General features: G+C 70.3%; 24 protein-coding genes. 19 read left to right on the top strand and 5 right to left on the bottom strand.

The features are described 5' to 3' along the window. The first annotated feature begins 72 nt into the window (after positions 1–72). From WA670_RS12005 to WA670_RS11985, 5 genes are all read left to right on the top strand, one after another. The gene (locus WA670_RS12005) at positions 73–906 is read left to right on the top strand and encodes an SIS domain-containing protein (protein WP_238608326.1); all 834 of its coding nucleotides are present in this window, start codon (positions 73–75) and stop codon (positions 904–906) included. Then, positions 906–1,727 (top strand): ROK family protein, encoded by an 822-nt coding sequence (locus WA670_RS12000; protein WP_238605752.1) that lies wholly within the window; start codon positions 906–908, stop codon positions 1,725–1,727. Before WA670_RS12005 ends, WA670_RS12000 begins: the two co-directional genes overlap by 1 nt. After that, positions 1,724–2,611: a 1-phosphofructokinase family hexose kinase gene (locus WA670_RS11995; protein WP_134727312.1), complete on the top strand. Its 888-nt coding sequence runs from the start codon at positions 1,724–1,726 to the stop codon at positions 2,609–2,611. Before WA670_RS12000 ends, WA670_RS11995 begins: the two co-directional genes overlap by 4 nt. After that, a complete protein-coding gene (locus tag WA670_RS11990) occupies positions 2,608–3,444 on the top strand; it encodes a class II fructose-bisphosphate aldolase (protein ID WP_037811274.1) in 837 nt (278 codons plus the stop codon). The genes WA670_RS11995 and WA670_RS11990 overlap by 4 nt, the downstream gene beginning before the upstream one ends. A 212-nt stretch (positions 3,445–3,656) precedes the next feature. Continuing rightward, the gene (locus tag WA670_RS11985; RefSeq protein WP_336157725.1) at positions 3,657–6,794 is read left to right on the top strand and encodes a TIM-barrel domain-containing protein; all 3,138 of its coding nucleotides are present in this window, start codon (positions 3,657–3,659) and stop codon (positions 6,792–6,794) included. 69 nt (positions 6,795–6,863) lie between these two features. Here WA670_RS11985 and WA670_RS11980 read toward each other — a convergent pair whose 3' ends face one another. Then, on the bottom strand, positions 6,864–8,606 hold the full coding sequence (locus WA670_RS11980; RefSeq protein WP_336157724.1) for an RICIN domain-containing protein: 1,743 nt from the start codon (positions 8,604–8,606) through the stop codon (positions 6,864–6,866). A 252-nt stretch (positions 8,607–8,858) separates the two neighbouring features. On the opposite strand from WA670_RS11980, the gene WA670_RS11975 reads away from it, so the two are divergent. From WA670_RS11975 to WA670_RS11940, 8 genes are all read left to right on the top strand, one after another. After that, complete coding sequence (locus WA670_RS11975; RefSeq protein WP_037811272.1) at positions 8,859–10,253, top strand: ABC transporter substrate-binding protein; 1,395 nt, start codon at positions 8,859–8,861, stop codon at positions 10,251–10,253. After that, positions 10,253–11,200 (top strand): carbohydrate ABC transporter permease, encoded by a 948-nt coding sequence (locus WA670_RS11970; protein ID WP_037811270.1) that lies wholly within the window; start codon positions 10,253–10,255, stop codon positions 11,198–11,200. The genes WA670_RS11975 and WA670_RS11970 overlap by 1 nt, the downstream gene beginning before the upstream one ends. A gap of 10 nt (positions 11,201–11,210) precedes the next feature. Continuing rightward, a complete protein-coding gene (locus WA670_RS11965; RefSeq protein WP_037811268.1) occupies positions 11,211–12,140 on the top strand; it encodes a carbohydrate ABC transporter permease in 930 nt (309 codons plus the stop codon). 7 nt (positions 12,141–12,147) lie between these two features. Further along, complete coding sequence (locus WA670_RS11960; protein ID WP_134661817.1) at positions 12,148–13,215, top strand: ABC transporter ATP-binding protein; 1,068 nt, start codon at positions 12,148–12,150, stop codon at positions 13,213–13,215. Beyond that, on the top strand, positions 13,212–15,092 hold the full coding sequence (locus tag WA670_RS11955; RefSeq protein WP_336157723.1) for a DUF5107 domain-containing protein: 1,881 nt from the start codon (positions 13,212–13,214) through the stop codon (positions 15,090–15,092). Before WA670_RS11960 ends, WA670_RS11955 begins: the two co-directional genes overlap by 4 nt. A 75-nt stretch (positions 15,093–15,167) precedes the next feature. Beyond that, the gene (locus tag WA670_RS11950) at positions 15,168–15,944 is read left to right on the top strand and encodes a DeoR/GlpR family DNA-binding transcription regulator (protein ID WP_043835871.1); all 777 of its coding nucleotides are present in this window, start codon (positions 15,168–15,170) and stop codon (positions 15,942–15,944) included. Between the two features lie 193 nt (positions 15,945–16,137). After that, a complete protein-coding gene (locus tag WA670_RS11945) occupies positions 16,138–18,105 on the top strand; it encodes a glycoside hydrolase family 31 protein (protein ID WP_336157722.1) in 1,968 nt (655 codons plus the stop codon). Positions 18,106–18,160: 55 nt separating this feature from the next. Next, positions 18,161–18,676, top strand: a complete 516-nt coding sequence (locus WA670_RS11940; protein ID WP_336157721.1) for a hypothetical protein — start codon at positions 18,161–18,163, stop codon at positions 18,674–18,676. 4 nt (positions 18,677–18,680) lie between these two features. Here the strand turns inward: WA670_RS11940 and WA670_RS11935 are convergent, their stop codons facing one another. Continuing rightward, positions 18,681–19,571, bottom strand: a complete 891-nt coding sequence (locus WA670_RS11935) for an aminoglycoside phosphotransferase family protein (RefSeq protein WP_336157720.1) — start codon at positions 19,569–19,571, stop codon at positions 18,681–18,683. A 163-nt stretch (positions 19,572–19,734) separates the two neighbouring features. Between WA670_RS11935 and WA670_RS11930 the strand changes: the two genes are divergently transcribed. Both WA670_RS11930 and WA670_RS11925 read left to right on the top strand, forming a co-directional pair. After that, positions 19,735–20,001: a hypothetical protein gene (locus tag WA670_RS11930; protein ID WP_336157719.1), complete on the top strand. Its 267-nt coding sequence runs from the start codon at positions 19,735–19,737 to the stop codon at positions 19,999–20,001. Positions 20,002–20,266: 265 nt separating this feature from the next. Further along, positions 20,267–20,698 (top strand): Hsp20/alpha crystallin family protein, encoded by a 432-nt coding sequence (locus WA670_RS11925; protein ID WP_037811573.1) that lies wholly within the window; start codon positions 20,267–20,269, stop codon positions 20,696–20,698. A gap of 195 nt (positions 20,699–20,893) precedes the next feature. Here WA670_RS11925 and WA670_RS11920 read toward each other — a convergent pair whose 3' ends face one another. Further along, on the bottom strand, positions 20,894–21,391 hold the full coding sequence (locus tag WA670_RS11920) for a hypothetical protein (protein WP_336157718.1): 498 nt from the start codon (positions 21,389–21,391) through the stop codon (positions 20,894–20,896). 1 nt (position 21,392) lies between these two features. On the opposite strand from WA670_RS11920, the gene WA670_RS11915 reads away from it, so the two are divergent. Both WA670_RS11915 and WA670_RS11910 read left to right on the top strand, forming a co-directional pair. Beyond that, positions 21,393–21,587, top strand: a complete 195-nt coding sequence (locus WA670_RS11915; protein ID WP_037811258.1) for a hypothetical protein — start codon at positions 21,393–21,395, stop codon at positions 21,585–21,587. Between the two features lie 118 nt (positions 21,588–21,705). After that, a complete protein-coding gene (locus WA670_RS11910; RefSeq protein WP_037811257.1) occupies positions 21,706–22,947 on the top strand; it encodes a flavin-dependent oxidoreductase in 1,242 nt (413 codons plus the stop codon). Positions 22,948–22,949: 2 nt separating this feature from the next. Here WA670_RS11910 and WA670_RS11905 read toward each other — a convergent pair whose 3' ends face one another. After that, the gene (locus WA670_RS11905; RefSeq protein ID WP_037811256.1) at positions 22,950–23,426 is read right to left on the bottom strand and encodes a cupin domain-containing protein; all 477 of its coding nucleotides are present in this window, start codon (positions 23,424–23,426) and stop codon (positions 22,950–22,952) included. A 466-nt stretch (positions 23,427–23,892) separates the two neighbouring features. Next, positions 23,893–24,456, bottom strand: coding sequence for a helix-turn-helix domain-containing protein (locus tag WA670_RS11900; RefSeq protein ID WP_037815642.1), 564 nt, complete (start codon positions 24,454–24,456; stop codon positions 23,893–23,895). 70 nt (positions 24,457–24,526) lie between these two features. On the opposite strand from WA670_RS11900, the gene WA670_RS11895 reads away from it, so the two are divergent. Both WA670_RS11895 and WA670_RS11890 read left to right on the top strand, forming a co-directional pair. After that, complete coding sequence (locus WA670_RS11895; RefSeq protein WP_336157717.1) at positions 24,527–25,222, top strand: AzlC family ABC transporter permease; 696 nt, start codon at positions 24,527–24,529, stop codon at positions 25,220–25,222. Continuing rightward, positions 25,222–25,542, top strand: coding sequence for an AzlD domain-containing protein (locus WA670_RS11890; protein ID WP_037815638.1), 321 nt, complete (start codon positions 25,222–25,224; stop codon positions 25,540–25,542). The genes WA670_RS11895 and WA670_RS11890 overlap by 1 nt, the downstream gene beginning before the upstream one ends. Positions 25,543–25,642: the final 100 nt, after the last annotated feature.

The raw sequence follows: 25,642 nt of genomic DNA, 5'->3' as shown, positions 1-25,642 counted from the left end.
GAGTCCGATGCGGCCGGTGCGCTTTCCGCCCCGGGTTCCTTCGTGGCCGCCGAACTGGCCTCCCAGCCGCAGATGTGGCGCGCCGCCGCGGACTGCGCCGGGCCCGCCGCCCGAGTGCTGCCGCAGCCTGGCGAGCGGGTGGCCGTCGTCGGATGCGGCACCAGCTGGTTCGTCGCGATGAGCTACGCCGCCATGCGGGAGCAGCGGGGCCTCGGCGTCACCGACGCGTTCGCCGGGTCCGAGTACCCGGCCGGCCGGGAGTACGACCGGGTGGTCGCGATCTCCCGGTCCGGCACCACGACCGAAATCATCGAACTGCTCTCCGCGCTGGCTGGGCAGCCCACCACGCTGATCACCGCGGTGGGCGACGGGCCGGCGGCCTCGGTCGCGGCGGAAGTGGTCGAGCTGCCGTTCGCCGACGAACGTTCGGTGGTGCAGACCCGCTTCGCCACGAGCACGCTCGCGCTGCTGCGCGCTGGCCTCGGCGACGACATCGACGAGCTGGCGCGGCAGGCTGAACGCGCGCTGCTGGAACCGGTCGACGATCTGCTCGACGCCGAACAGGTCACCTTCATCGGGCGCGCGGCCGCGGTCGGCATCAGTTGCGAGGCCGCGCTCAAAACCCGGGAAGCGGCGCAGTTCTGGGCCGAGGCCTATCCCGCGATGGACTACCGGCACGGCCCGATCGCCATCGCGCAGCCCGGCAGGCTCGTGTGGTCGTTCGGCGAGACCCCGGACGGGCTGGCCGCCGAGATCGCCCGCACCGGGGCCCGGTTCGTGCACCACGACCTCGACCCGCTCGCCGGGCTGGTCGTGGCGCAGCGGTTCGCGGTGGCGCTCGCGCGGCGGCGCGGGCTCGATCCCGATCGGCCGCGGTCGCTGACCCGTTCGGTCATCCTCGCCTGATGGCCGTCCTCGGCGTCGACGTCGGCGGCACGACCGTGAAGATGCGCGTGACCGACGGCCGTTCCGTGTCCGCAGAATGGCGCGAACCGACCCCGTTCGGCGACCCCGCGGCGCTCGCCGACCTGGTGGCCCGGGCCGCCGCGCGCTATCCGGTCGAGGCGGTGGGGCTGGTGGTCCCGGGGATCGTGGACGAACGCGCCGGACGGTGCGTGAAGGCGGTCAATCTCGGCTGGGACGACGTCCCGGTCCACGACCTCGTCTCCGCTCGCCTCGACGTCCCGCTCGCGTTCGGGCAGGACGTCCGCGCGGGTGCGCTCGCCGAAGCCCGCACCGGAGCGGCGGCCGGCGACTCGGGACCGGTGCTGTTCGCCCCGGTCGGCACCGGCTTCGCGACCGCGCTGGTGGTGCGCGGCGAGGTGCTCGACGCGGGCCCGTGGGCAGGCGAAGTCGGCCAGATCCGACTGCCCGACGGCCGGCGCGTCGAGGAGGTCGCGTCGGCGTCCGGACTCGCGCGCCGAGCCAGAGCCTCGGACGCGGCCGCTGTCGCCGCACGGGTTCGCGACGGAGACCCGGCGGCGGTCGAGGCGTGGGAGGAGTGCGTCCGCGCGCTCGCGGAGCCGATCGCCTGGGCGACCGCCGTGGCCGGCTGCACCACCGTGGTCGTCGGCGGAGGCCTCGCCGAGGCGGGTGCCCTGCTGCTCGACCCGCTCGCCCGCGAGGTCGCGCATCGGCTCGGGGCGCTGCGCGCGCCTGCGATTGTCCAGGCGCACCACGGGGATCGGGCCGCTGTGGTGGGTGCGACGTTGTTGGCACTGCCATGATCATCGTCGCCACGCCCAACCCCGCGGTCGACATCACCTACCGGGTCGGCGCCCACATCCTCGGCGGCACGAACCGGGTGCTCGACGTGCAGCGGCGCGCTGGCGGCAAAGGCGTGAATGTCGCCCATGTCCTTGCGGCACTGGACATTCCCGTGCACGCAGTGCTCCCGCTCGACGGCGACGCGGGACGCTGGCTCGGCTCGGCGCTGGCGGTTCCGTTCGACGCGATTGCGTGCGAAGCCGAGACCCGGTCGACGGTCACGGTCATCGGCGACGGACATCCCACGGTGTACGCCGAGCCGGGGCCTCAACTGTCCGCCGCCGAATGGGAACGGTTCGCGGCGTTACTCGCCACCCGGCTGCGGGACGCGGAGCTGCTCGTGATTTCCGGTTCCCTGCCCCGGAACGCCGCACCGGAACTGGTCGGCGACTGGGTTCGGCTGGCCCGGGAAGCCGGGGTCCGGGCACTGGTCGATTCGTCCGGGCCCGCGTTGCTGGCCGCCGCGCGGGCCGGGGCCGATGTTAAGCCGAATCGAGAGGAACTCCTGTCCGCCACCGGTGCCGTCGATGCAGCCTCGGGTGCCGCCGAGTTGTCCAGGCTCGGGGCCGGGCTGGTTGTGGTGTCACGCGGTGAGGACGGCATCGCCGCCTACACCGGGGCCGAGGTCATCTCGGTTCCTGGCGTGCCCGGTGTGCGCGGCAACCCCACCGGTGCCGGGGACGCGGCGACTGCCGGACTGGCCGCGGCGCTCGTGCGCGGGCTGCCACTGGACGAGGCGCTGCGCCAGGCCGCCGCGGCCGGTGCGGCCGCGGTGTTGCGTCCGGTCGCCGGAGAGATCGATCTGTCCGCGTACCGCCGATTCCTGAACGGAGCGTCCGCATGATCACCCGTCCCGCCTTCGCCCGGTTGCTCGCCTCGGCCCAGGACCGGGGCGGCGCGGTGGGCGCGTTCAACGTGATCCTGCTGGAGCACGCCGAGGCCATCGTCTCCGGAGCCGAACAGGCGCGATTGCCGGTGATCCTGCAGATCAGCGAGAACTGCGTGACCTATCACGGCGGGCTGGCCCCGATCACCGCGGCGTCGCTGGAGATCGCGCGCCGGGCGTCGGTGGAGGTGCTCGTGCATCTCGACCACATCGAGGACACCGGGCTGGTCCGCGAAGGCATCGAACTGGGCGTGCACAGCGTGATGTACGACGGTTCGCGACTGTCCTATGCGGACAATGTGTGCAGCACCCGCGAGGTGGCGGACCTCTGCCACGCGGCGGGAGTCGCGGTGGAGGCCGAGCTGGGCGAGGTCGGCGGCAAGGACGGCGTGCACTCGCCGGGTGCCCGCACCGATCCGGACGAGGCGGCGGAGTTCGTCGCCGCCACCGGGGTCGACGCGCTGGCCGTGGCGGTCGGCACGTCGCACGCGATGCTGTCGCGCACCGCCGCGGTCGACCGCGGGCTGGTGACGCGGCTGCGGGACGCCGTCCCGGTTCCCTTGGTGCTGCACGGATCCTCTGGGCTTTCCGACGACGAACTGCGCGGCGCGGTGGCTGCCGGGATGGCGAAAATCAACATCTCGACGCACCTCAACGGGCTGTTCACCGGCGCGGTCCGGCAGTTCCTGGACGAACAGCCCGAGGCGGTCGACCCGCGCAAGTACGTACGGCTCGGCCGTTCCGCGGTGGCGGCGGAGACGGCGCGGCTGCTCCGGTTGCTGGCCGGGTAAGGGAAACCGGGAGGTTAGGGTCAGGCTGAACGCGGTGCCGGAAAGCGGCACCGCGCGGATCTGCCTGCCGCCCACCGGATCCGGCCAGGCGGGCACCCCCGGACCTCGATACCGACGGAAGTCTGCTCCACCGCTTCGGCCGGTGACTTTCGCTGCCTGAGTGCGCTATACAGAAGCGCCATGTGCATTTTAATGCGCAAGAGAGGTATGCAATGAGCAGATTTAAGCAATCGCTGCGATGTCTGGCCTCAGTGCTGGTTCTGCTGGCCGTCGCGACCCCCGCCTCCGCCCACGCCGCCACCGCCCCCGCCGGGCAGCTCGGCGACCTGACCGGCGTCTCCGCCGACGGCCCGGTGACCACCCTGACCGCGGGCGCCGCGGCCGTCCGGGTCAGCTTCCCCTCGGCGGCCGCCGTCCGGGTCTGGCTCGCGCCGGACGGGACCTTCACCGATCCGGCGGGCAGCAAGATCGTGCTGCCGAACGGCAAAGCGCCCGTGCCGCCGAAGCGCACCGACCGAGGCGCCTACTGGGCCATCGGCACCGGCAAGGCCACGCTCCGTGCCTACAAGCACCCGTTGAAGTTCGCCCTCTACGACGGCGCGGACCGCAAGCAGCTCTGGGCCGAGTCCGCGCCGCTGTCCTGGACCGGGGACACCACCACGCAGACGCTCGCCCGCGGCGCCGCCGAACAGTACGTCGGGGGCGGGGAGCAGAACGGCCGGTTCAGCCACCGCGACCAGACCATCAAGATTTTCGCCGACGACAACTGGAACGACGGCGGCGCGCCCAACTCCCAGCCGTTCTACGCCTCGACGGCCGGGTACGGCGTGCTGCGCAACACCTTCTCCCCGGGCAGCTACTCGTTCGCCGATCCGGTCCGCACGACCCACGACGAGCGCCGCTTCGACGCCACCTACGTCGTCGGCGACGGGCTCAAGGACGTCATCTCCGGCTACACCGACCTGGTCGGCAAACCCTTCCTCCCGCCCATTTACGGCCTGGAGACCGGCGATTCCGACTGCTACCTGCACAACGCGAACCGCGGCGAGCGGCACACCCTCGACGCGGTGAAGGTCGCCGAGGGCTATCCCGAACACGGCATGCCCAACGGCTGGATGCTGGTCAACGACGGCTACGGCTGCGGCTACGAAAACCTCCAGCAGACCGGCGAAGGCTTGCGGGACAACAAGATGCAGCTCGGTCTGTGGACCGAGAACGGCGTGCCCAACCAGGCCGAGGAGGTCAAGGCCGGAGTCCGCGTGCGCAAACTGGACGTCGCGTGGGTCGGCCCCGGTTACCAGTTCGCCCTCGACGCGTGCGACACCGCGCACAAGGGCATCGAGGACAACAGCGACGCGCGCGGGTTCGTCTGGCAGCCGGTGAGCTGGGCGGGCGCGCAACGATGCGGCGTGCTCTGGAGCGGAGACCAGTCCGGCTCCTACGACTACATCAAGTGGCAGATCCCGACTTACGCCGGTTCGACGCTGTCCGGCATCGCCTACAACACCGGCGACATCGACGGCATCTTCGGCGGCAGCCCGCAGACCTACGTCCGCGACCTGCAGTGGAAGTCCTTCCTCCCGGTCGCGATGACCATGGACGGCTGGGCGAAGTCGGACAAGCAGCCCTGGCGCCAGGGCGAGCCCTTCACCTCGATCAACCGCAAGTACCTGCTGCTCAAGGAACGGCTGCTGCCCTACACCTACAGCTACTCGGTGCAGGCGCACCAGACCGGCGTCGGCCAGGTCCGGCCGCTGGCCCTGGAGTATCCCGACGACCCGAACGCCTGGACCGACAAGGCGAAGTACGAATTCCTCTCCGGCACGGACTTCCTGGTCGCCCCGGTCTACGACAGTTCGTCCGTGCGCAACGGCATCTACCTGCCCAAGGGCACCTGGACGGACTACTGGAGCGGCAAGACCTACACCGGTCCGACCACTGTGGACGGTTACGACGCGCCGCTGGACAAGCTGCCGTTGTTCGTCCGCGGCGGCGCTGTCGTGCCGATGTGGGCGGAGGGCACGACGTCCTGGCAGACCCGCGACAAGAGCCGGCTGGACGTCGACGTGTACCCGCAGGGCAAGAGCAGCTTCACCCTCACGGAGGACGACGGCGTCACGCGCGGCTACCAGCGCGGCGAGCAGGCCCGGCAGACGTTCACGGTGGACGCGCCGGGGTCCGGTCCGGGCACGGTGACCGTCGGGATCGGCGCGAGCGCCGGGTCCTATCCCGGCAAACCGGCGGCGCGGAACTACCAGCTGTCCGTCCACACGGGAACGAAACCGGCGGCGGTGCTGGGCGGCCACGGCATGCTGCGGCAGTACGCCAGCAAGGCGGAGCTGGACCAAGCCCCGTCCGGCTGGTGGTACGACCCGTCCGCGCGCGGCGTGGTGCGGGTGAAGACCGGCTCGGTCGATTCCGGTGCCGCTCAGGACATCCGGCTGCTCGGGGCGAGCGCCGTCGGCGGGTTCTTCCCCGCCGACGACAACGCCTCGGTGCGGCTTTCCGCTCCCGCGACGGCCGCGCCGGGCCAGGCTGTGTCGGCCACTGTCAGCTTCACCAACAGCACCCCGCTGCCGGTGCGTGACGTGGCATTGTCCGTGCAGGCCAACGGTTTCCACGCCGAGGCATCGCAGGCTCCGCCGCTCGTGTGGCCGGGGCAGACAGTGCAGGTGCCGGTGCGGCTCACCCCGGACGCGGGTCTGCGTCCGGCGGACTACGAGCTGACCGCCACCGCGAAGTACCAGGCCCGGCTGAGCACGCACGAAGCGACCGGGTCAGCGATGGTCACGGTGCCGTACGCGACGGTGGCCGCGGCGTACGGGAACGTCGGGGTCACTGACGCGGCACACGCCGCGAACGGCGACCTCGACGGCAGCGGCAGCAGCTTCCGCGCGGAGGGTCTCGCCGAAGCGGGCTTGAAACCGGGAGCGCAGTTCACCGCGGACGGCGCTCAGGCGACCTGGCCCGACGCCGGTGCCGGGAAGCCGGACAATGTCGTCGCGGGCGGCCAGACCGTCGCCGTGCAGGGCAGCGGCGCCAAGCTGGTCCTGACCGGCACCGGGACCGGATCCGCCGCGAAGGGCCAGGTCGTCGTCCGGTACGCCGACGGCAGCACGAGCCAGGCCGAACTCGGCTTCCCGAACTGGTGCTGCGCCGACCCGGCCCAGTACGGCGCGACCACGGTCGCCTCGGTGCAGGGCAAGAACACGAAGTCCGGTCCGGCCTATCCGACGGTGGCCTACCGGGTGTTCGCGAACTCCGTCCCGCTCGACCCGGGCAAACGGGCCGTCGCGGTCACCCTGCCGTCGAACTCGGCGCTGCACGTTTTCACTGTCGCGATCGCCTGACCGTCCGTGAAGGGCTCCTTGCGGGAATCAGATTCCTTCAAGGAGCCCTTCACGGACAGGCGGATGAAGTCAGCGGCGCGGCGTCAGCTGCAGAATCTGCTCGCCCGCGGTCCGGCCGTCGCCGACCAGGCTGCCGGTGCGGTCGGTCCAAGCGCGCACCGGCGTGGTCTCGCTCCGCCGTCCCGGCTCGGCCGAAAGCGCCAGCACCAGCCCGCTGGAGCGGTTGACCAGCCGTGTCCCGCCGTTCGCCGGGACCAGGAACCATTGCTGGGCAACGCCAGAACCGGCGCTCACGGTCGGCGCGGTCCCCCAGGCACGGCCCGGAACTCCCAGTGCCAGACCGCTCGCGGCGTTGGTGATGCGGTAGGAACCGTCTCCGACCGGGGTGAACCGCCAGTTCGCTCCATCGCCGGCCAGCCACGAGGGCACGGACGTGGTGCCGGTGCGGCCCGACTGGGCGAGCACGCGACCGGAGCCGATCCGGTAGACGCGGCCCGGGTCGACCAGGGACGCGGCCGGTGCGGCGGACGTGATGGTCACGTCGGCGTAGACGCCGTCGCGGCCGTCCGTGCACGAGATCGAGCAATACGACCGGAAGGTCTTGCCCACGATCGTCCCGGTGGTCTTGCTCCCCGAGTCGACGAACCAGCGGTACCACGACTGGTCCCGGTACGAACCGGTGTCGCCGATCAGCCGCCATTTCGGGTTCGCCAGGTCCTCGGTCGCGTAGAACCGCTGCGGCCCGACCGAATCGACCGCCTCCGGCTCGCCGATGTACAGCCCGAGGTGCGCGTCGTAGGCGATGTTCATGACGAACAGGTCGGATTTCCGCGGCAGCGTTCCAGCAGCTACCTGCTGGGCGGCGGTGCCGGTGTTCGCCGGGTTGTAATCCTTCTCCGGCGGCGTGTAGCCGAGCGGGTCGACGTCCGTGGGCACGAGGTTGCTTTCCTTGCCGCCGACCCCCGGCTGCGCCCATCGGCCGTCGTACCACTTCTGCCACGTTCCGGTGCCCATCTTCCCGGACATCGGCGCGCGGGCCACGTGCGCGAGGCCGCTGAACCCGCCGCCGCCCTGACCGGCCTTCGTCACGACGCGGGAGCCGTAATAGACGTAGAAATAGCCGGACTTCGGATCGGCGAACAGCCGCGGATCGCCGTCGCCGTAGTCGAACGTCTGGTTCGGGAACGCCGCCGTGTCGCCGCGTTTCGTCGAGTACGGCGACGTGATCGCGTGCCCGCCGATCCGCCAGGTGCGGCCCCGGTCGGCCGACACCGCCCAGTCGATCGCGTCGTAGTGGGAGAACGAATAGGCGCCGAAGGGTTCGGGGGTGAACTCGTTGTGCACCAAGCCGTACCAGTCACCGGTATCCGGATCGACCCAGGCGCCGACGAGATCGCAGAAGTTCTTCTGGGTGTAGCTGGACCCGGCGGGCGGGTCGGTCGCCTCGCGTCCGGTCGGGCTCGTGTTGCACCGCCAGGTCGTGTCGTTGTTGCGGTCGCGCGGCTCGGCCGGGTTCACCGCGTCGCTCAGGCTCGCGTCGCGCTTGGCCGAGTCGAAGTCCTTGCCGGTGTAGAAGTCCCAGACCCGCGGGCCGTCCTTGCCGTAGAGGGCGGCGGACTGCTGGAAATGGAAGGTCCCGTCCCGGTCCAGGAACGGGGCGGCCGGGGTGTCCGTCGGGTACGGGTACTCGGCGACGGCCCCGACCGACACGGAGTAGCCGGGGTCGGCGTGCGCGGCCGGGGGCACGGTGCAGGTCCCGGCGGTGAGGGCCAGGACCGCACCGGCGGTCAACGAAGTGCGGAAGCGTGGCATGGCTCGGTTCCTCGCAGGCGATCGGCATCAACAACCGACAAGAACGAACAAGTTCACACAGCTTTAGTGATCGATTGTGCACTGTCAACCCGCCATTCGACCTGCTTCGAGCAGGCCAGGCCGTCTCCGCCACAGGATCACGATGCCACCGCGAACCTGAGGGAAAATGTTGACAAGTGATTGGTAAGCGCCAAAAATGCGCAGCAACACGCACTGAGTGTGTGGTCTTCGACCTCGATCAGGTGGTGGCTGATGCGGTTTCACAAGCTCGTGGGCTCGACCTTAGCGGCGACGCTGCTGCTCGCCGGGTGCGGCAGCGGCGACGCGGCGGGCGGCGGCGCCGGGGAGAACGCGCTCCCCGGCGCGGCCGAGTTCCTTTCCTCGCCCTGTCCGGAGCCGGCGGCGAAACCGGCCGGCGGCGGGCAGCTCGTGTACTGGTCCATGTGGACCGCGGACGAGCCGCAGGGCAAGGTGCTGCAAAAAGCCCTGAAGTGCTTCCAGGACAAGACCGGCGTGAAGGTCGACGTGCAGTGGCTCGGCCGCAAGGCCTACACCCAGAACCTGGTCCCGGCGCTCAACACCGGCACCGTGCCCGACCTGTTCGACCAGGACGTCAGCAAGGTCGGCGCGGCGATCATGACCCCGGGCGGCACGCAGAGCCTCGACGACGTGTACGGCATGAAGATCGGCGAAGGCGACAAGACGGTCAAGGACGTCCTCTCCCCCACCTCGTACGACTTCCCGCAGAACAAAGACCACGAGGGGCACAGCTTCCTCGTGCCGTACGAGATCCAGTCCAGCGCCTGGTGGTACGACAAGGCGACGGCGGGCGCCGTCGCCGCCCCGAAGACCGTCGACGAGCTGATCGGCCTGTTCGACAAGGCGAAGGCGGACGGCAAGGCGGCGGTCAGCCAGGACGGCGACATCCCGTTCTACAACATGTACTACTTCACCCAGCTGGCCGAACGCTACGTCGGCGCGGGCGGGCTGGCGAAGGCGGCGCAGGACCCGACCGGCCGCGCGTGGACCGACGTGCCCGGGTTCCGCGAGGCCGCCGCGCAGACCGCGCGGATCTCGAAGTACTTCATCGACGGCTGGGACGCGGCCAAGTTCCCGCAGATCCAGCAGCGCTGGGCGGACGGCGACGCGCGGTTCCTGTACGTCGGCACCTGGGCGCCCAGCGAAACCCGCGAATACCTGGACAAACAGGGCGCGGGCACGAAGATCGACTACGGCTCGTTCCAGTTCCCGATGCCGCCCGGCGCCACGCACGACACCGTGGAGCAGATGTCGATCGGCTTCGCCGTGCCCAAGAAGGCCAAGAACGCCGACGCGGCCAAGGCGTTCATCGCCTACTTCCTCAACAAGGGCAACCTCGCCGGCATCCCCGCGGTGGCCGACAACCTGGTGCCCCGGCCCGACCTCGCGGTGCCGGACGACCTGAAGCCGGTCAAGACCGTGATGGACGACCAGAAGAAGGAGCACGTGCTGCAGTACGACGGCATCGACGCGATCGCCGGCGGCAAATGGCAGACCGACGTGTTCGACCCCGCCGACACCGCGCTGCTCAAGGGACAGCTGACCCCGGAGGCGTTCGTGGCGCAGCTCGCGCAGAAGTCCGCCGCCTTCTGGAAGAACCAGCACTGATGGCGACTGTCACGGAGGCGGCCCGGGCCGGGCGGCGGCCCGCGCTCGGGCCGCACCTGAGCCGCAAACGCAAGCTGTTCTGGCCGTTCGCCGCCCCCGCGCTGGCGCTCTACCTCGCGTTCCTGGTGCTGCCGACGATCGCGACCGTGGTGCTCAGCTTCACCAGCTGGTCCGGCGCGGGCGACACGCCGCGGCCGCAGGGCGTCGGGAACTACGTGCGGATGTGGCAGAGCGACGCGTTCCGCTACGCCTTCGGCAACACGCTGATCTACGTCTTCCTCGGCGGCATCGGCACTTTCCTGCTCGCGTTCCTGTTCACCATGGTGCTGCGGGACATGCGCGGCGGGAAGATCGTGCGGGCGATCCTGTTCTTCCCGAACATCGTCGCCCCGGTCGCGCTCGGCATGTTCCTCGGCTTCGTGTTCAAGTACCAGCCGGGCAAACAGGGGCTCGCCAACTACGTGCTGGAGCACCTCGGCGCGGACGCGGCGAAGTTCCTCGCGCCGGAGAACGTGACCGGCGTCGTGACCGCGTCGCTGATCTGGGCCAGTTCCGGCTTCTACATCACCATCCTGATGGCCGCGGTCGACCAGATCCCGCCGTACCTCTACGAGGACGCGGACCTGGGCGGGGCCTCGCCCTGGCAGAAGTTCCGCTCCATCACGCTCCCGCTCACCTGGGACGTGGTGGGCGTGGCCGGGGTGCTGTGGACGATCAACGCGCTCAAGATCTTCGAACTCGTCTTCGTGCTCGCCGGGCCGGGCACCTACGCGCCGCCGAACCGGGCGTGGACGCTCGGCATCTACGTGTTCGACCGGACCTTCGGCTCGAACGGCACGCCGGACTTCGGCGCGGCCTGCGCCTGCGCGGTCGCGATGATCGCGCTCGTCTCGATCCTCGTCGTCCTCCTGCGCCGGTTGATGCGCCGTGACGCCATCCAGTTCTGAAGGAGACCCTGTGACCGTCACGGAAGCACCGCCGCGCGGCTCCGCCCCGGGCAAGCCCCGCCGCACCCCGCCGCGCCGTCCCCGCCCGGCTCCCGGCAGCCGCAGGCTCAGCCCGCTGCGGCTGCTCGGCTCCGTGCTCGTGTGGCTGTTCACCGCGGGCAACCTGCTGGTGCTGTACTGGCTGATCACCGCGTCGTTCAAGACCCCGGTGGAGATCTTCACCAAGCCGTTCGCCCTGCCGTACCAATGGTTTCACGTCGGCAAGCCGTTCCGGAATTTCGTCTACGCCTGGAACAACGCCGGATTCGGCGACGCCGTACTGTCCACAGTGGTCCTCGTCGGGCTGGCGACGATCGCCACGGTCGCGGTCTCCGCCCCGTGCGCATACGCGCTCACCCGGCTCGGGGTGCGCGGTTCGGGCGTGCTGACCAACGGCGTCGCGATCGGCATGGGGGTGCCGTTCCAGACCGTGATCATCCCGCTTTTCGTCGCGTTCAGCGAGATCCACCTGGACAACCAATACGGGCTGTTCGTGCTCTACGTCGCCCTGTCGATCCCGTTCACGGTGTTCCTGCTGACCGGGTTCTTCCGGTCGCTGCCCGACGAAATCGAAGAGGCGGCGGTGCTCGACGGCGCCTCGCCGGTGCGGGTGTTCGTGTCGGTGGTGCTGCCGCTGGCCCGCGGCGGCGTGGTCACCGCGCTGACGCTCAACGCGATCGGGCTGTGGAACGAAACCCTGCTGGCGATCGTGTTCCTCAAGGACCAGGCCCACTTCACGCTCTCGCGCGCGCTGTTCACCTTCTACGGCGCGGCGAGCTACCAGTCCGAGTACGGCGGGCTGATCGCCGGGGTGGCGATCGTCGTGCTCCCGATGCTGCTGCTCTACGTCGTGCTCGCCCGCCGGATCATCACCGGCCTGACCCTCGGCGCCGGAAAGTAGGACTTCGATGGCCACCGTGAGCTTCACCGACACCACCCGCTACTACGCCGGGGTCGAACGCCCCGCAGTGGACGGGCTCGACCTCGAGGTCGCCGACGGCGAATTCCTCGTGCTGGTCGGCCCGTCCGGCTGCGGCAAATCGACCACCCTGCGGATGCTCGCCGGGCTGGAGGGCGTGGACGAGGGCTCGATCCGCATCGGCGACAAGGACGTCACCGAACTCCCGCCGAAGGAACGGGACATCGCGATGGTGTTCCAGAACTACGCGCTCTACCCGCACATGACCGTCGCGGAGAACATCGGTTTCCACCTCAAGCTCGCGCGCATGCCGAAGGACGAACGGGACCGCCGCGTCCGCGAAGCCGCGACCACCCTGGACCTGACCGAATACCTCGACCGCCGCCCGGCGAAGCTGTCCGGCGGGCAACGGCAGCGGGTGGCGATGGGCCGGGCGATCGTGCGGGAGCCGAGCGTGTTCCTGATGGACGAGCCGCTGTCCAATCTGGACGCCAAGCTGCGGGTGCAGACCCGCACGCAGATCGCCTCGCTGCAACGGCGGCTCGGCACCACCACGCTGTACGTCACGCACGACCAGATCGAGGCGATGACCATGGGCGACCGGGTGGCCGTGCTGCGCGACGGCGTGCTGCAGCAATGCGATTCCCCGGTCGGGCTGTTCGAGCGGCCGCGCAACGTGTTCGTCGCGGGCTTCATCGGCTCCCCCGCGATGAACCTCATCGAGACCACAGTGGACGGTTCCGGCGCGGCGGCGGGCGACGGCACGCTCCCGCTCACCCCCGCCCAGCGGTCCGCGCTGACCGGGCCGGGGATCGTCGTCGGCGTGCGCCCGGAAGGCTGGGACATCGGCGGCGCCGGATACCGCGCGGTCGTCGAAGTGGTCGAGGAACTCGGCAGCGACCAGTACCTCTACTGCCGGACCGGGGACCGGGTGCTGACCGTCCGTACTCCGGGCATGGCACCGTGGAAGCGCGGCGAGGAAATCTCACTGGCCCCGCGGACCGGCGCGGCGCACTTGTTCGACGCCGCCACCGGCGAACGGCTGCCGGACGCATGAGCACGATCAGCCGCACCGAACTCGTGCTCCCGGCGGCCGAACTCGGCCCGGAGAACCCGCTGCCGCCGCTGCTGCGGACCGAACCCGCGGCTTCGGTGTCCAACGTGGACGAACTGCCCGCGGACCTGGCGGCGAACCTTTCCTACGGCAGGCTGGACACGGTGCTGCCGTGCCGGATGCAGGACGGGTACGGCCGCGACCGGACGGAACAGCGGCTGCCCGCGCTCGTGCTGGAGAACGAGCGGCTGCGCGCCACCGTCCTGCCCGGGCTCGGCGGGCGGCTGCATTCGCTGCTGGACAAGGAAACCGGCCGGGACCTGGTGTACCGCAACCCGGTGTTCCAGCCGGCGAACCTGGCGCTGCGCGACGCGTGGTTCGCCGGCGGCGTCGAGTGGAACCTCGGCAGCACCGGGCACACCACGCTGACCTGCGCGCCGATGTTCGCCGCCGAAGCACCCGGCCCCGGCGGCGAACCGGTGCTGCGGCTCTGGGAGTGGGAACGCACCCGCGACCTGCCGTATCAGCTGGATTTCTGGCTTCCCGACGGGTCGCGGCAGCTGTTCGTGGGCGTGCGGATCCGCAACCCGCACGCCCACGACGTGCCGGTGTACTGGTGGTCCAACACCGCGGTGACGCAGACGGCCGGGACCCGCGTGCTGGCCCCGGCCGCGCGAGCCTGGCACTACGGCTACTCCGGGCGGCTGGAACTCGTCGACGTCGCGGACGAACTCACCTATCCCGCCCGGGCACAGACGGCGGCCGACTACTTCTTCGAGGTCGACGGTCCGCCGTGGATCGCCGCCGTCGACGCAGCCGGATACGGGCTCGGGCAGGCGTCCACGGCGCGGCTGCGCGGGCGGAAACTGTTCGTGTGGGGCGAATCCGCGGGCGGGCGGCGGTGGCAGGAATGGCTCGCCCCGGGCATGGAGGGCTACCTCGAAATCCAGGCCGGGCTGGCGCGGACGCAGCTCGAACACCTGCGGCTGCCCGCGGGCGCCGCGTGGGACTGGCTCGAAAGCTACGGCCCGGTCGCGGCCGACCCGGAGATCGCGCACGGACCGGACTGGCCCGCCGCGCTCGCCTCGGTCGCCGCCGAACTGCCCGCCGCGGAGGAATTGGACCGGCGCTGGCGAGAATGGCGCGCGGTCGCGGATGCCGCGCCCGGAGAAATCCTGGCGACCGGATCCGGCTGGGGCGCGCTGGAAACCCGCCGGATGCTGACGGAACTGCCCGGCACGCCGTATCCCGAGGACAGTCTCGGCGCGGCCCAGCAACCGTGGCTGGATTTGCTCGACGGCGTGGCGCCCCGGTCCGACCCCGCCGCCGAACCGCCGGACACCCTGGTCAACCGCCACTGGGCAGAACTGCTGGAGGCGGTGCCCGACGAGGGCTGGCTCACCTGGTACCACCGGGGAATCGCGCGCTGGGCGGCAGGCGACCGCGACGGCGCGAAGGCCGCGTGGCACCGGTCGCTTGAGGCAGAGCCGAACGGCTGGGCGTGGCGCAACCTCGCCGTCGCCCAGGAAGATCCGGCGCGCGCCGCGGAGTACTACCGGCAGGCACTGGACCTGCTGCCGAAACTGGCTCCGCTCGCCGTGGAAGCCGTCGCCGCGCAGCTCGCCGCCGGAGATCCCGGCGCCGCACGGGAAATGCTCGAACCGTGGCCGGCCGAGGGCCGGTTCGCGTTGCTGCGGGCGCGAACCTCGCTCGCGCTCGGCGATCTCGAAGGGGCGCGCGAGGTCTACGAGCGCGGCTTCACCGTGCCCGGGATCCGCGAGGGAGAGACGTCGATGAGCGATGTGTGGCACGCGATCTCCCCTGGCCCGCTGCCCGCCGAATACGACTTCCGGATGAAAACCGGTGGTGGGGCCGGATGAGCGCGACCGGCCAGATGGGTGAACAATGGCGCGGCGGCGGGCGCGCAGGGAATGGGTCGAAGGGAGCACAAGCCGATGGCTCGGCATGAACGGTTGAGCACACTGTTGGACCTCTTGGCGAAGCGGGAGAAACTCGACGTCGAAGAGGTGGCCGCGGAGCTGAACGTCTCCGCCGCCACGATCCGCCGCGACCTGGACCATCTCGCCGAACAGCAGCTGCTCACCCGCACCCACGGCGGGGCCGTCGCGAACGACCTCGCCTACGACCTGCCGCTGCGGTACAAAACCGCCCGCCACGCCCCGGAAAAACAGCGGATCAGCGCCGCGGCCGCGGCACTGGTGTCCAACGGCATGGTGGTCGGCCTCAACGGCGGCACCACGACCGCGGGCGTCGCCCGGGCGCTGGCCATGCGCGCGGACCTCGCCGACGCCCCCGGCCTCACCATCGTGACCAACGCGCTCAACATCGCCCACGAGCTCGCGGTGCGGCCGAACATGAAGATCGTCGTCACCGGAGGGGTCGCCCGCCCGCAGTCCTTCGAACTGAGCGGGCCGCTGGCGACCCTGGTGCTCAGCCAGCTCAGCCTGGACCTGCTGTTCCTCGGCGTGGACGCGCTGCACCCGGCCGCGGGCGCGTTCGCCTGCCACGAAGGCGAAGCGGACATCAACCGGCTCATGGTCAACAACGCCGCCCGCGTGGTGGCGGTGGCGGACAGCTCGAAACTCGGCCGCCGCGCCTTCGCCCGCATCTGCGACATCACCGACGTCCACGAAGTCGTGACCGACAGCGACGCCGATCCCGACGTCACCGCCGCGCTCAAGGCCGCCGGAATCCCGGTCCAGATCGCCTGAAACCCGGCTCCGGCCCGCCGTCCGCCGCTGCTCCCGCGGACGGCGGCTCTGTCGTGCCCGGGTCCATTCAGGACACCCCTGTTCCGCGACCCGTTCCCGCTCACCGGGCCTTGACAAAGCCGCTGCGCGATGTGCTTACTACTGCAAGTTCGAGCGTCACCTTGAGCATATTCACGCAGAATAGGAGGCTCCAGTGCCTCGACGACTCGCGTACGCGGCGGCCGGGCTCATCCTCACCGGCTCCGTCGCGACTCCTGCCGCGGCGCAACCGCTCACCTCGATTTCCGTCCCGCGCGGTCCCGACTCCCCCGGCTACCAGCTGCGCATCGACACCGCCCGCCTCGGCCTGAGTCTTACCCGCGGCGGCGAACAATTGCTGCGCACCGCGTCCGACGCGTTCACCTTCGACGGCGGCGTGGCGACGCGCGTGCGATCGGTCTCGCGAGACGGCACGACCGTCGTCGCCACCGCCGACAGCACGGCGGGCCGCCCGGTGACCCTGCGGATCACCCCGCACCAGGACCGCTTTGATCTGAAGTGGACAGTCGACGGACTCGCCGCCGGGCAGCGCGCGACCCACTTCGACCTCACGACGTCCGGCTACTGGTACGGCGGCGGCGAAACCAGCGAAGGGAAAGCCCAGCCGTATCCGCTTTCCGCCGGAACGGTGGACGAGCCGGAGTTCTCCCCCGCCAGCTACATGATGCAGGAACCCTACTTCTTCACGTCGAAATCGGTCGGGCTCTTCGTTCGCACCGCGCAGCCGATGAAAGTCGCGATGGCAGGCGGGCGCGCCGACCTGACCGTGACGAACTCCGCGGAGTACTCGAGCACGGTGTTCGTGGAGTCGAACCGCCGCGCGGTGTACGACGACTACGTCGGCGAGGTCGGCAAGCCGGCCAAGAGCGACGCGACCGACGCCGAGCACGCGAGTCCACTGTGGAATTCCTGGGCGCAGTACTACCGCGACATCGACCAGGACAAAGTGCTTTCGTGGGCACGGGACCTGAAAGCCGCGGGCGTCGCCGGGCACACCGTGCAGCTCGACGACAAATGGGAATCCAACTACGGCAACCTGACCTTCGACCCGAAGACGTTCCCGGACCCGAAGAAACTGGCCGACGGCATCCACGCGATGGGCCAGAAATTCGGCCTCTGGACCACGTTCTGGATCAACCTCGACTCGGCGAACTACGCCTACGCCCGCGACCACGGCTATCTGGTGCGCGCCAAGGGAAATCCGGCCCAGCCGTGCACGGTGACCTGGTGGAACGGCACCGCGGGCATCATCGACCTCGGCAATCCGCAGGCCCGCGAGTGGTACACCGGCAACCTGCGCAAGCTGATGGCCGACTACGGCGTCGACGGCTTCAAGTTCGACACCCGCTTCTTCGACGACCGCTGCGCCGCCACCGGGAACCTGACCCCGCAGGACTACCAGAAGCTCGGCGCGGACATGACCGACGCGTTCGACCAGCAGGGCGCGGGCATCCGCACGCACTGGGGCAACCAGCGCTACGGCTTCGTGATCCGGGCGGTCGACGCGGACACCACGTGGAACGGCCTGCGCACCTCGCTGCGCCGGGCGTCGGCGATCTCGGCCAATGGCTACCCGTTCGTCGAGACCGACATGATCGGCGGCTCGAACAGCATGCCGCCGCCGTCGCGCGAGGTGCTCGTGCGCTGGGCGCAGGCCGCGTCGCTGATGCCGCTGATGTACGCGTCGACCTCCCCGGTGACGACGGTCGACACCACCACCGGCAAACCGGTCGCCTACCCGGCCGACACCGCGAAACTGTACGCCGCCGCGGTCCGCACCCACGCGAAACTGGCGGGCTACCTGAAAACCCAGGTACAGCAGGCGGTCGCGGACGGCACGCCGATCATGCGGCCGGTGTACTTCGACTTCCCCGCCGACCACCGCTTCGACACCGTCGACGACGAGTGGATGCTCGGCCCCGCCCTGTTGGCGGCCCCGATGATCACCGCGGGCGCCTCCCGCGACATCGCGCTGCCTTCGGGACTGTGGTTCGACCCGCACACCAAGCGAGTCGAAATCGGCGGCCGGACCCTGCACGATTACGCGGCGCCGCTGGACACGACGCCGATGTTCGTCCGGATCGGCGCTCCCGGCTGGACGGAGCTCGCGGCGAAGCTGTGAGTCGCCGACTTGGCGTCCTCGCGGCGGCTGATCCTCCGTCGACGATAATCGGCGCATGGCCGTGACCCAGCAGCTCGCCCGCATTTCCGCCGCGCACCTCGCCGCCTGCCGGCAGTCGACGGAAACGCTGGGCGAGCTGTGTGCGTTTACGGCGGTTCCGAAAAGGGACTACTGCGACCTGAACTGGTGGCCGGCCACCCTGAAACCGGCCTGGAAACTGACCGGAGCCGACGACCAGACCCTCGCGCTGCTGCGGCGCGGCTTCGACGGCGACGAAGAAGTCAATCCGGCCTACCGAGACGTTCTCTCCTCGATCGACGGACATCCGGTGACCGCGCTGGAGCCCCGGCACGTCGCGGCGGTGGCCGAAGCGTTGCACGGCATCACCCCGGAGGCGGTCCGCGCCGTCGTGCCGTCGGACCCGGAGCAGATCGAGGCCGAACTGGGCTCGATCGCGCTGGACGTGATCGGCGACCTGGCGGAAATTCTGGGCGAGCAGCATGCCATTCTGCGCGATTTCTATGCGGAAGCCGCCAGCCGCGAACTGGCCGTCGCGCTGTGGTGGGACTGACCCGTCAAAGCCCCCGCAAGACCCGATCCAGCGCCGCCCGGCCCGCAGGACCCCAGTGCGGTTTTCCGCCGGGCAGGCCCTGGTCCCCGTTCTGTCCCATGAGGATCAGGAAGAGGCTCTTCATCGCGGCCAGCCCGCGGGCGCGCCGGATCGCCGCCTCGTCCGCCCGCGCGTAGCTCTCGAAAAACCGCGCGGCCGTGCCCGCGGGCAGCAGCACCCAGGCGGCGGCGAGATCCCACGCCGGGTCGCCGGCGAACAGGTCGCCGAAGTCCACGATGCCCGAGAGGGTTCCTTCCGAGACAAGGACATTCGCCGGATGCAGGTCGCCGTGCACCCACACCGGCGGACCCTCCCACGCGCGGGCCGCGACGGCGTCGTCCCAGACTGCCCGGACGTCGTCCGCGAGGCTGTCGAGGGCAACCGCCTCGAGGAATTCCTCGAAGCCGCCCGTGCAATCCCGGGGATGGGCACCACGATCCGCGGCGATCGGAGCGTCGGCGGGGGCTTCCACGTGGAGCGCCCGAAGGAAATCCGCCAGCGTGTCGGCCGCGTGGGCGCCGCGGCTGATCGTGCCGTGGTCGAGCGGTTCGCCGGGGACCCACGTCATCACGGTCCAGTGCTTGGGGAAACGCCCGGACGGTTCGCCGAACCGCACGGGCGCCGGCACCGGGAGCGGCAGACGCGGGGCCAGCACCGGCAGCCACCGGCGCTCCTTGAGCTGAAGCTCCGGGGTGGGGTCCATCCGCTGCATGCGGACAGTGAGTTCGTCCCCGAGCCGCCACATCTGGTTGCCCCAGCCGCCCGCCACCTCGCGGATCGGCAGACCGGCCAGATCCGGGTGCTGGTCCCGGAGCAGGTCGCGGACCAGATCTGCGGTGACCTCGGTGGTGGGCATGGGAAGGGACAGTACCGAGAGGGCGGCCGACGCAGCCTCCCCGGCCGTGGTCAAGATTGTCTCCACTTCCCGCTTGACACGATCTGCAGTGCGCGCTATAGAAATGGATATACGCGATAGCTGACCTGGGTGCCGAAACTACGTAGCCGGGGAGTGGTCGACGATGCCGGACACCATCAGCCGCCAGGGCGCGACTGCCCGCGAATTCGTCGAGCTGATCTGCGCCGATCCGGTCTGGTTGCGCGCCGAGTTCGAGTCGATCGTGACCGCCGCCGCACTCCCGCCGTTGCACCCCAACGACTTTCCCCCGCGCAGCACCGGAAACCCAGCCGAGGAGCGGGTTCCGGCGAGCTTGTGGCGGGCTTGGCCGCCAGAGCACCGGGAGCGTTCTCCTCCGGCAAACCGCAGGCACCACACCCGACAGTCGTGACATCTCTGGGGAGGTGATACCGGAGACGGGGAAGGTCTGCCACGACGCCCGGCCGAAGAGGCTCGCACAGCCCCGGCATCGCGTCTCGTGACGTGGTCCCGCGACCGCCCCGCCGCCGCACAGCACAGCACGGTTGCTTTTCACCCGAACTGGTTCCGGCCCCGCCGCTTGCGTCCGGCGGGGCCGGATCTCCGCGACAGCCCCGACAAGCGAACGCCCGCCCCGGCGGCGGGCACGTGGGAAGGAGAAAGGGAGGCGCATGGTCATGTTGATGCGAACTGACCCGTTCCGGGAGCTCGATCGGCTGACCCAGCAGTTCTTCGGCGGCAACGGCACCGCCACCCGTCCGGCGGTGATGCCGATGGACGCCTACCGGTCCGGCAACGACTACGTGGTGCAGTTCGACCTGCCCGGCGTCGCGCCGGAGTCGATCGACCTGGACGTCGAACGCAACGTGCTGACCGTCAAGGCCGAACGCAGGCCCGACTACGGCGAGGACGCGGAGGTCCAGGTCTCCGAGCGCCCGCGCGGGGTGTTCTCCCGCCAGCTGTTCCTCGGCGACACCCTCGACACCGACAGCATCAAAGCCGACTACGACGCGGGCGTGCTCACCCTGCGGGTGCCGATCGCCGAACAGGCCAAGCCGCGCAAGATCGCCATCGGCGGCAGCGGCGGAGCCAAGCAGATCCGCGCCTGACTGTCTCGATACCGGCCCCGCCCCGCGGCGGGCGGGGCCACGAACTCTCCGAGGTTTCCCGCCCCGCACCGGCACCGTGCTGCTCCTGCTCGGACGAGGACTGTCCAATCGCGACGTCGCCGCCGGGCCGGGGCCCTTCGGCTGAATCGCTTCGATCGGTGATTGCCGGGATCTCGTTGAGGAAAGCGGCAATACTCAACGGAGGTCGTACTGGATGTCGATCCCCGAACCCGGCCCGCCATTGCTGTTGATCGTCAGCCATCCGTGGTCGTACACGTCCGCGAGCTTGTACTCGAACCCGAAGTCGTACTTCTTGTCTCGGCCGAACGTCCCCGGCATCTCCCCCAGTTGCATCGCCCCGTGCGGCGATTTGCTCTCGCCGCTGTCCGGATCCGTGACGTAGACGACCGGACCCAGCGCCAGGCTCAGGTCGCTGTTCAGTTCGGAGTCGGTGCTGGTCTCCACGTGCACCATCACCGCCATGACCTGTTCGGAGCCGTACTTCGACCGCTGCTTCGCGATCTTGGTGACGGTGAACGACGGATCCGTCGGCGCGACAGCCGAAGATCGCGAGAAGTGCACGACCTCGCCGACCTTCTTCACCGGATTGCCCTGCGGGCCGGTCGACCCGGCGGACTGTGTCGCCTCGGGCGTGGACGGCGCGGCGGACGACGCCTCCGTAGTAACGGTCACGGTGACCGTTGGCGGTGCGCTCGCCACTGCGGCATCGCCATTCCCGGAGCAGCCAGCGGAAAGCGCCGCTGCGGTCGCCACCGCGCAGAGCAGCAACGACGAACTTGGTCTCATCAAGGAACTCCCGGTCGATCAGCATGACGACGCGATCGCACCGAAGGCTTTCTTCTCGATCGCAGCACACAAGTCGCAATGACCCGATCGACCGTTACGAAAGCTGTCCACACCAGACCGAATCCGTCGCACCTCCGGTCGGCGGTAGCGCGCCACCCCGCTCTCCGCCACCCTGGGCAGTCGAGGACGGGAGGCCGCACGTGAAGGTCGTCATCGCCGGCGCGGGCATCGGCGGGCTGACCGCTGCCCTGCGGCTGCACCGCGAAGGCATCGAATGCGCGGTGTACGAACAGAGCACCCGCGTCGCCGAGCTCGGGGTCGGGATCAATGCCTTGCCGCACGCGGTCAAGGAGCTCGCCGCGCTCGGGTTGCTCGGTCAGCTGGACGAGATCGGGATCCGCACCCGCGAGCTGTTCTACACCCATCGGCTCGGGCAGGTGATCCTGCGCAAGCCGTGCGGGCTCGACGCCGGGTTCACGCTCCCCCAGTACTGCCTGCACCGCGGCAGGCTGCGGAACATGCTGCTGCAAGCGGTCCAGACCCGCCTCGGTCCGGAGGCGGTGCGGACCGGGCATCGGCTGACTGGGTTCGAGCAGGACGCGCAGGGCGTGCGGGTGCGTTTCGCTGAGCGGGAAAGCGGCGAAGAGGTGACCGTGGCCGGGGATGTCCTGGTGGCGGCCGACGGGATTCACTCGGCCGCGCGGTCACTCCTGTTCCCCGAGGAAGGACCGCCGCGCTGGAACGGGGTCTTGATGTGGCGCGGCGCCACCGACTGGCCCGCGTTCGGCGGCGGCGATTCGATGATCGTCTCCGGCGGCACCGCGGCCAAGCTGGTGATCTATCCGATCGGGCCGGGCCGGAGCGCGGGCACCCGGCTCACCAACTGGGCGGTTTGCGTTCAGACCGGGCGGCCCGGCGACCCGCCCCCGGACCGGCAGGACTGGGCCAAGCCCGGCGACCGCGCGGAGCTGGCCCGGCACGTCGGGCGGTTCCGGTGCCCGGAGGTCGACCACGCCGCGCTGGCCGAGGCCACCGAGGAGATCTTCGAGTTCCCGATGTGCGACCGGGACCCGCTGCCCGCCTGGTCGCACGGACGCGTGACGCTGCTCGGCGACGCCGCCCATCCGATGTACCCGATGGGCTCCAACGGCGCCGGCCAGGCGATTCTCGACGCGTCCAGTCTCGCCGCGCAGCTGACGCGGCACGCCGATCCCGCCGAGGCGCTGCGCGCGTACGAAGCCGACCGGCTGGCCGCCACCGGCGAGATCGTGCTGCGCAACCGCCGGGGCGGCCCGGAAAACGTCATCGACGAGGTCGAGCGGCGCGCGCCGGACGGCTTCGACCGTCTCGAAGACGTCATCGACGCGGCGACGCTCGACGCGATCGTCAGCGGCTACGCACAGGTTTCCGGGGCGTCCCAGCAGCAGGTGAACCGCACCTGAGGTCAGGCGCCCTCCACCGAACCGGGCGGCAGGAAGTCGACGTCGTGCAGCGCCGACACCCGGACCACCTCGGCCGGGTCGGTCAGGTTGTGCAGCTTGTCGAACAGCGTCGCCAGCTTCCCGGCCGGGCTCACCCAGAACAGTCCCCGGGTCATGCCCTCGCTGCGGTTGTAATAAGCGTGCGGGAGCCCCTTCGGCATCCGCACGGTGTCGCCGGGGCCGGCGGTCTCCCACTGGCCGTCGAGGTAGAGCGTGAAGACGCCCTCCAGGATGTAGATGTGCTCGTCCTGGGTCGGATGGACGTGCGGCGGCACCCCGGTGCCGGGCGGATCGAGGGTCTCGAACGCGAAGCTCGATTCGCTGGCCGCCTTCATCGAGTAGGTGTGGCCGAGCACGTTCCACACCTTGTTCCGCATGCCCTCGCGGGCGGGCGTGATCCCCTTGGGCAGGGGACCTAGCACGATTTCCTCGCCGGTCATCACACCTCCTGGCCGATGGTTTCGTCCGACAGGGACTCTGCGCTATCCGGACGCCGGTGTACAGGTGCCATTCACGAGAAGGCGAGAACGCCGTCCGCGAGAACCGGTGTCCCGTCCGTCGTGCAGACCTCGAAGGCGACGGCACCGGGAAGCGTCCGGCCCGCGTGGACCGACAGCGTTGTCCCAGGGAAAACCGGGTTCGTGAAGCGGCATTCGACCCCAGTGGGCTCGCCCGGGTAAACGCGGATCCGCGCGCATCCGCTGTAGACGACCGCGTTGGTCGCGCGGCCTCGAAGGACTCGATACGGACGAGTCCGGCAGCATCGGACGGCTCGCGCTTTAGCAATGGGGCCGCGATCTCGTCGCCTTCGCGCGGGTGCCCGCCGCGGTACGTGAGGGGAACCCTGGGGGAATCTGATTCCGTCAGGGTTCCCCTCACGGCTTTGAAACTTAGCTGCGCGGGCGCTCAGTTGTACTCGGAGATCTCCACCCCGAACGTCCCCGGTTCCAGTGCCTCGAAGATGTGCGGCACGTCCCCCGGATAGCAGATGTAGTCCCCCGGCAGCAGCTCCACCGGGTCGTCCATGATGCCGATCCGCGCGCGGCCGGCGCACAGGACGGTGTGCTCGACCACGCCGCTCATGTGCGGATCCGACCGCCGCGGGACGCCGGGCTCGGCGCTGACCAGGTAGATGTCCCGGCGCGCCGCGGACGGGCACGCGGACAGCAGCGTGCACGCGTAGTCGGCGTGTTCGGCGAACACGGTCGGGCCTTTGCCGGCGCGGATCACCTTCACCTCCTGCCGCTCCGGCTCGACCAGCCGGGAGAACGGCACGTCCAGCGCGACGCCGAGCGCCCACAGCGTCTCCACGCTCGGGTTGCCCGCCCCCGATTCCAGCTGGGACAACGTGGATTTCGCCAGGCCGGCCCGGCGCGCGACCTCGGTCAGCGAGAGGCCGGCGCGGGCCCGCTCGCGGCGCAGGGACGCCGCGATGATCTCCAGCGGCGCGCCCGTGCTCTCGTTCGGCATGTGTGTTCGCTCCATCAGTCTTCTCGTTCGCCTTGACGAACAGGCCCCGACGTGTTCAGCATAGGACACTATGCGTTCGATTTGGCGAACACTCGACCGCGGCCTCGCCCGCGACATCGGTCTCGTGTGCCTGGCCGACACCCTCGTAGGCGTGTCCTACGGCGCCATCGCGGTGGGCTCCGGCTTCCCGCTGTGGGCGCCGATGCTGCTCTCCCTGCTGGTCTTCGCCGGCGCGTCGCAGTTCATGTTCGTCGGCATCGTCGCCTCGGGCGGCAATCCGCTCGCCGCGGTGGCCGCCGGACTGCTGGTGAACGCGCGGCACGTGCCGTTCGGCTTCGCGGTCGGCGACGCGCTCGGGCGCGGGCTGCTCGGACGACTGGCCGGAAGCCACCTGATGATCGACGAATCGGTGGCATTCGCGCTGGCCCAGCGCGACGCGGCCCGGCGGCGGGCAGCCTACTGGGCGTGCGGCGCCGGGCTCTTCGTGTGCTGGAACCTCGGCGTCGTGGTGGGCGCGTTCGCCGGGTCCGCGATCAGCGACACCGACGCGTTCGGTCTGGACGCCGCCTTCCCGGCAGTGCTGCTGGCGCTCGTGCTGCCGTCGCTGAAGGACCGGGCGTCGCGGCTGCCGGTGCTGATCGGCGTGGTGGTCGCGCTCGCGGCCACTCACCTGCTCCCGGCGGGCCTGCCGGTGCTGCTGGCGCTGGTCGGAGTGGTCGCGGGCGCCGCCGCGAAGGAGCCGAAGTCCCTGGAAGGAGCGCACTGATGGACGGCGCGGAACTGATCATCGCGACGCTCGTGCTGGCGGCCGGGACGTTCGCGTTCCGGCTCGCCGGGCCGCTGCTGCGCACGAAAGTGCGGTTGTCCCCGAGGGCCGAACGGCTGATGACCCTGTCGGCGGTGGTACTGCTCGCCGCGCTGGTCGCGACCAGCGCGCTGACCGAGGGGCCCGAATTCGCCGGAATCGCCCGGCCCGCCGGAGTGCTGGTGGGCGGGGTGCTCGCGTGGCGGAAGGCCCCGTTCGTGGTGGTCGTGATCGCGGCGGCGGCGACGGCGGCGTTGCTCCGGCTCGCCGGGGTGCCGTAACCGTTCCCGGAACAATTGCGCAGCGAATTCCCGGCGGAATTTTCCGCGCTCGATCTTCCGACGGGAAAATACCGATCAGGCGCGGGAGACGAATGCTCGT

The organism is Amycolatopsis sp. VC5-11 (genome assembly GCF_037034185.1).
GTDB classification, from domain to species: Bacteria; Actinomycetota; Actinomycetes; order Mycobacteriales; family Pseudonocardiaceae; genus Amycolatopsis; species Amycolatopsis nivea.
The sequence above is the reverse complement of the archived record's forward strand: the minus strand, read 5'-3'. Positions and strand labels throughout refer to the sequence as shown.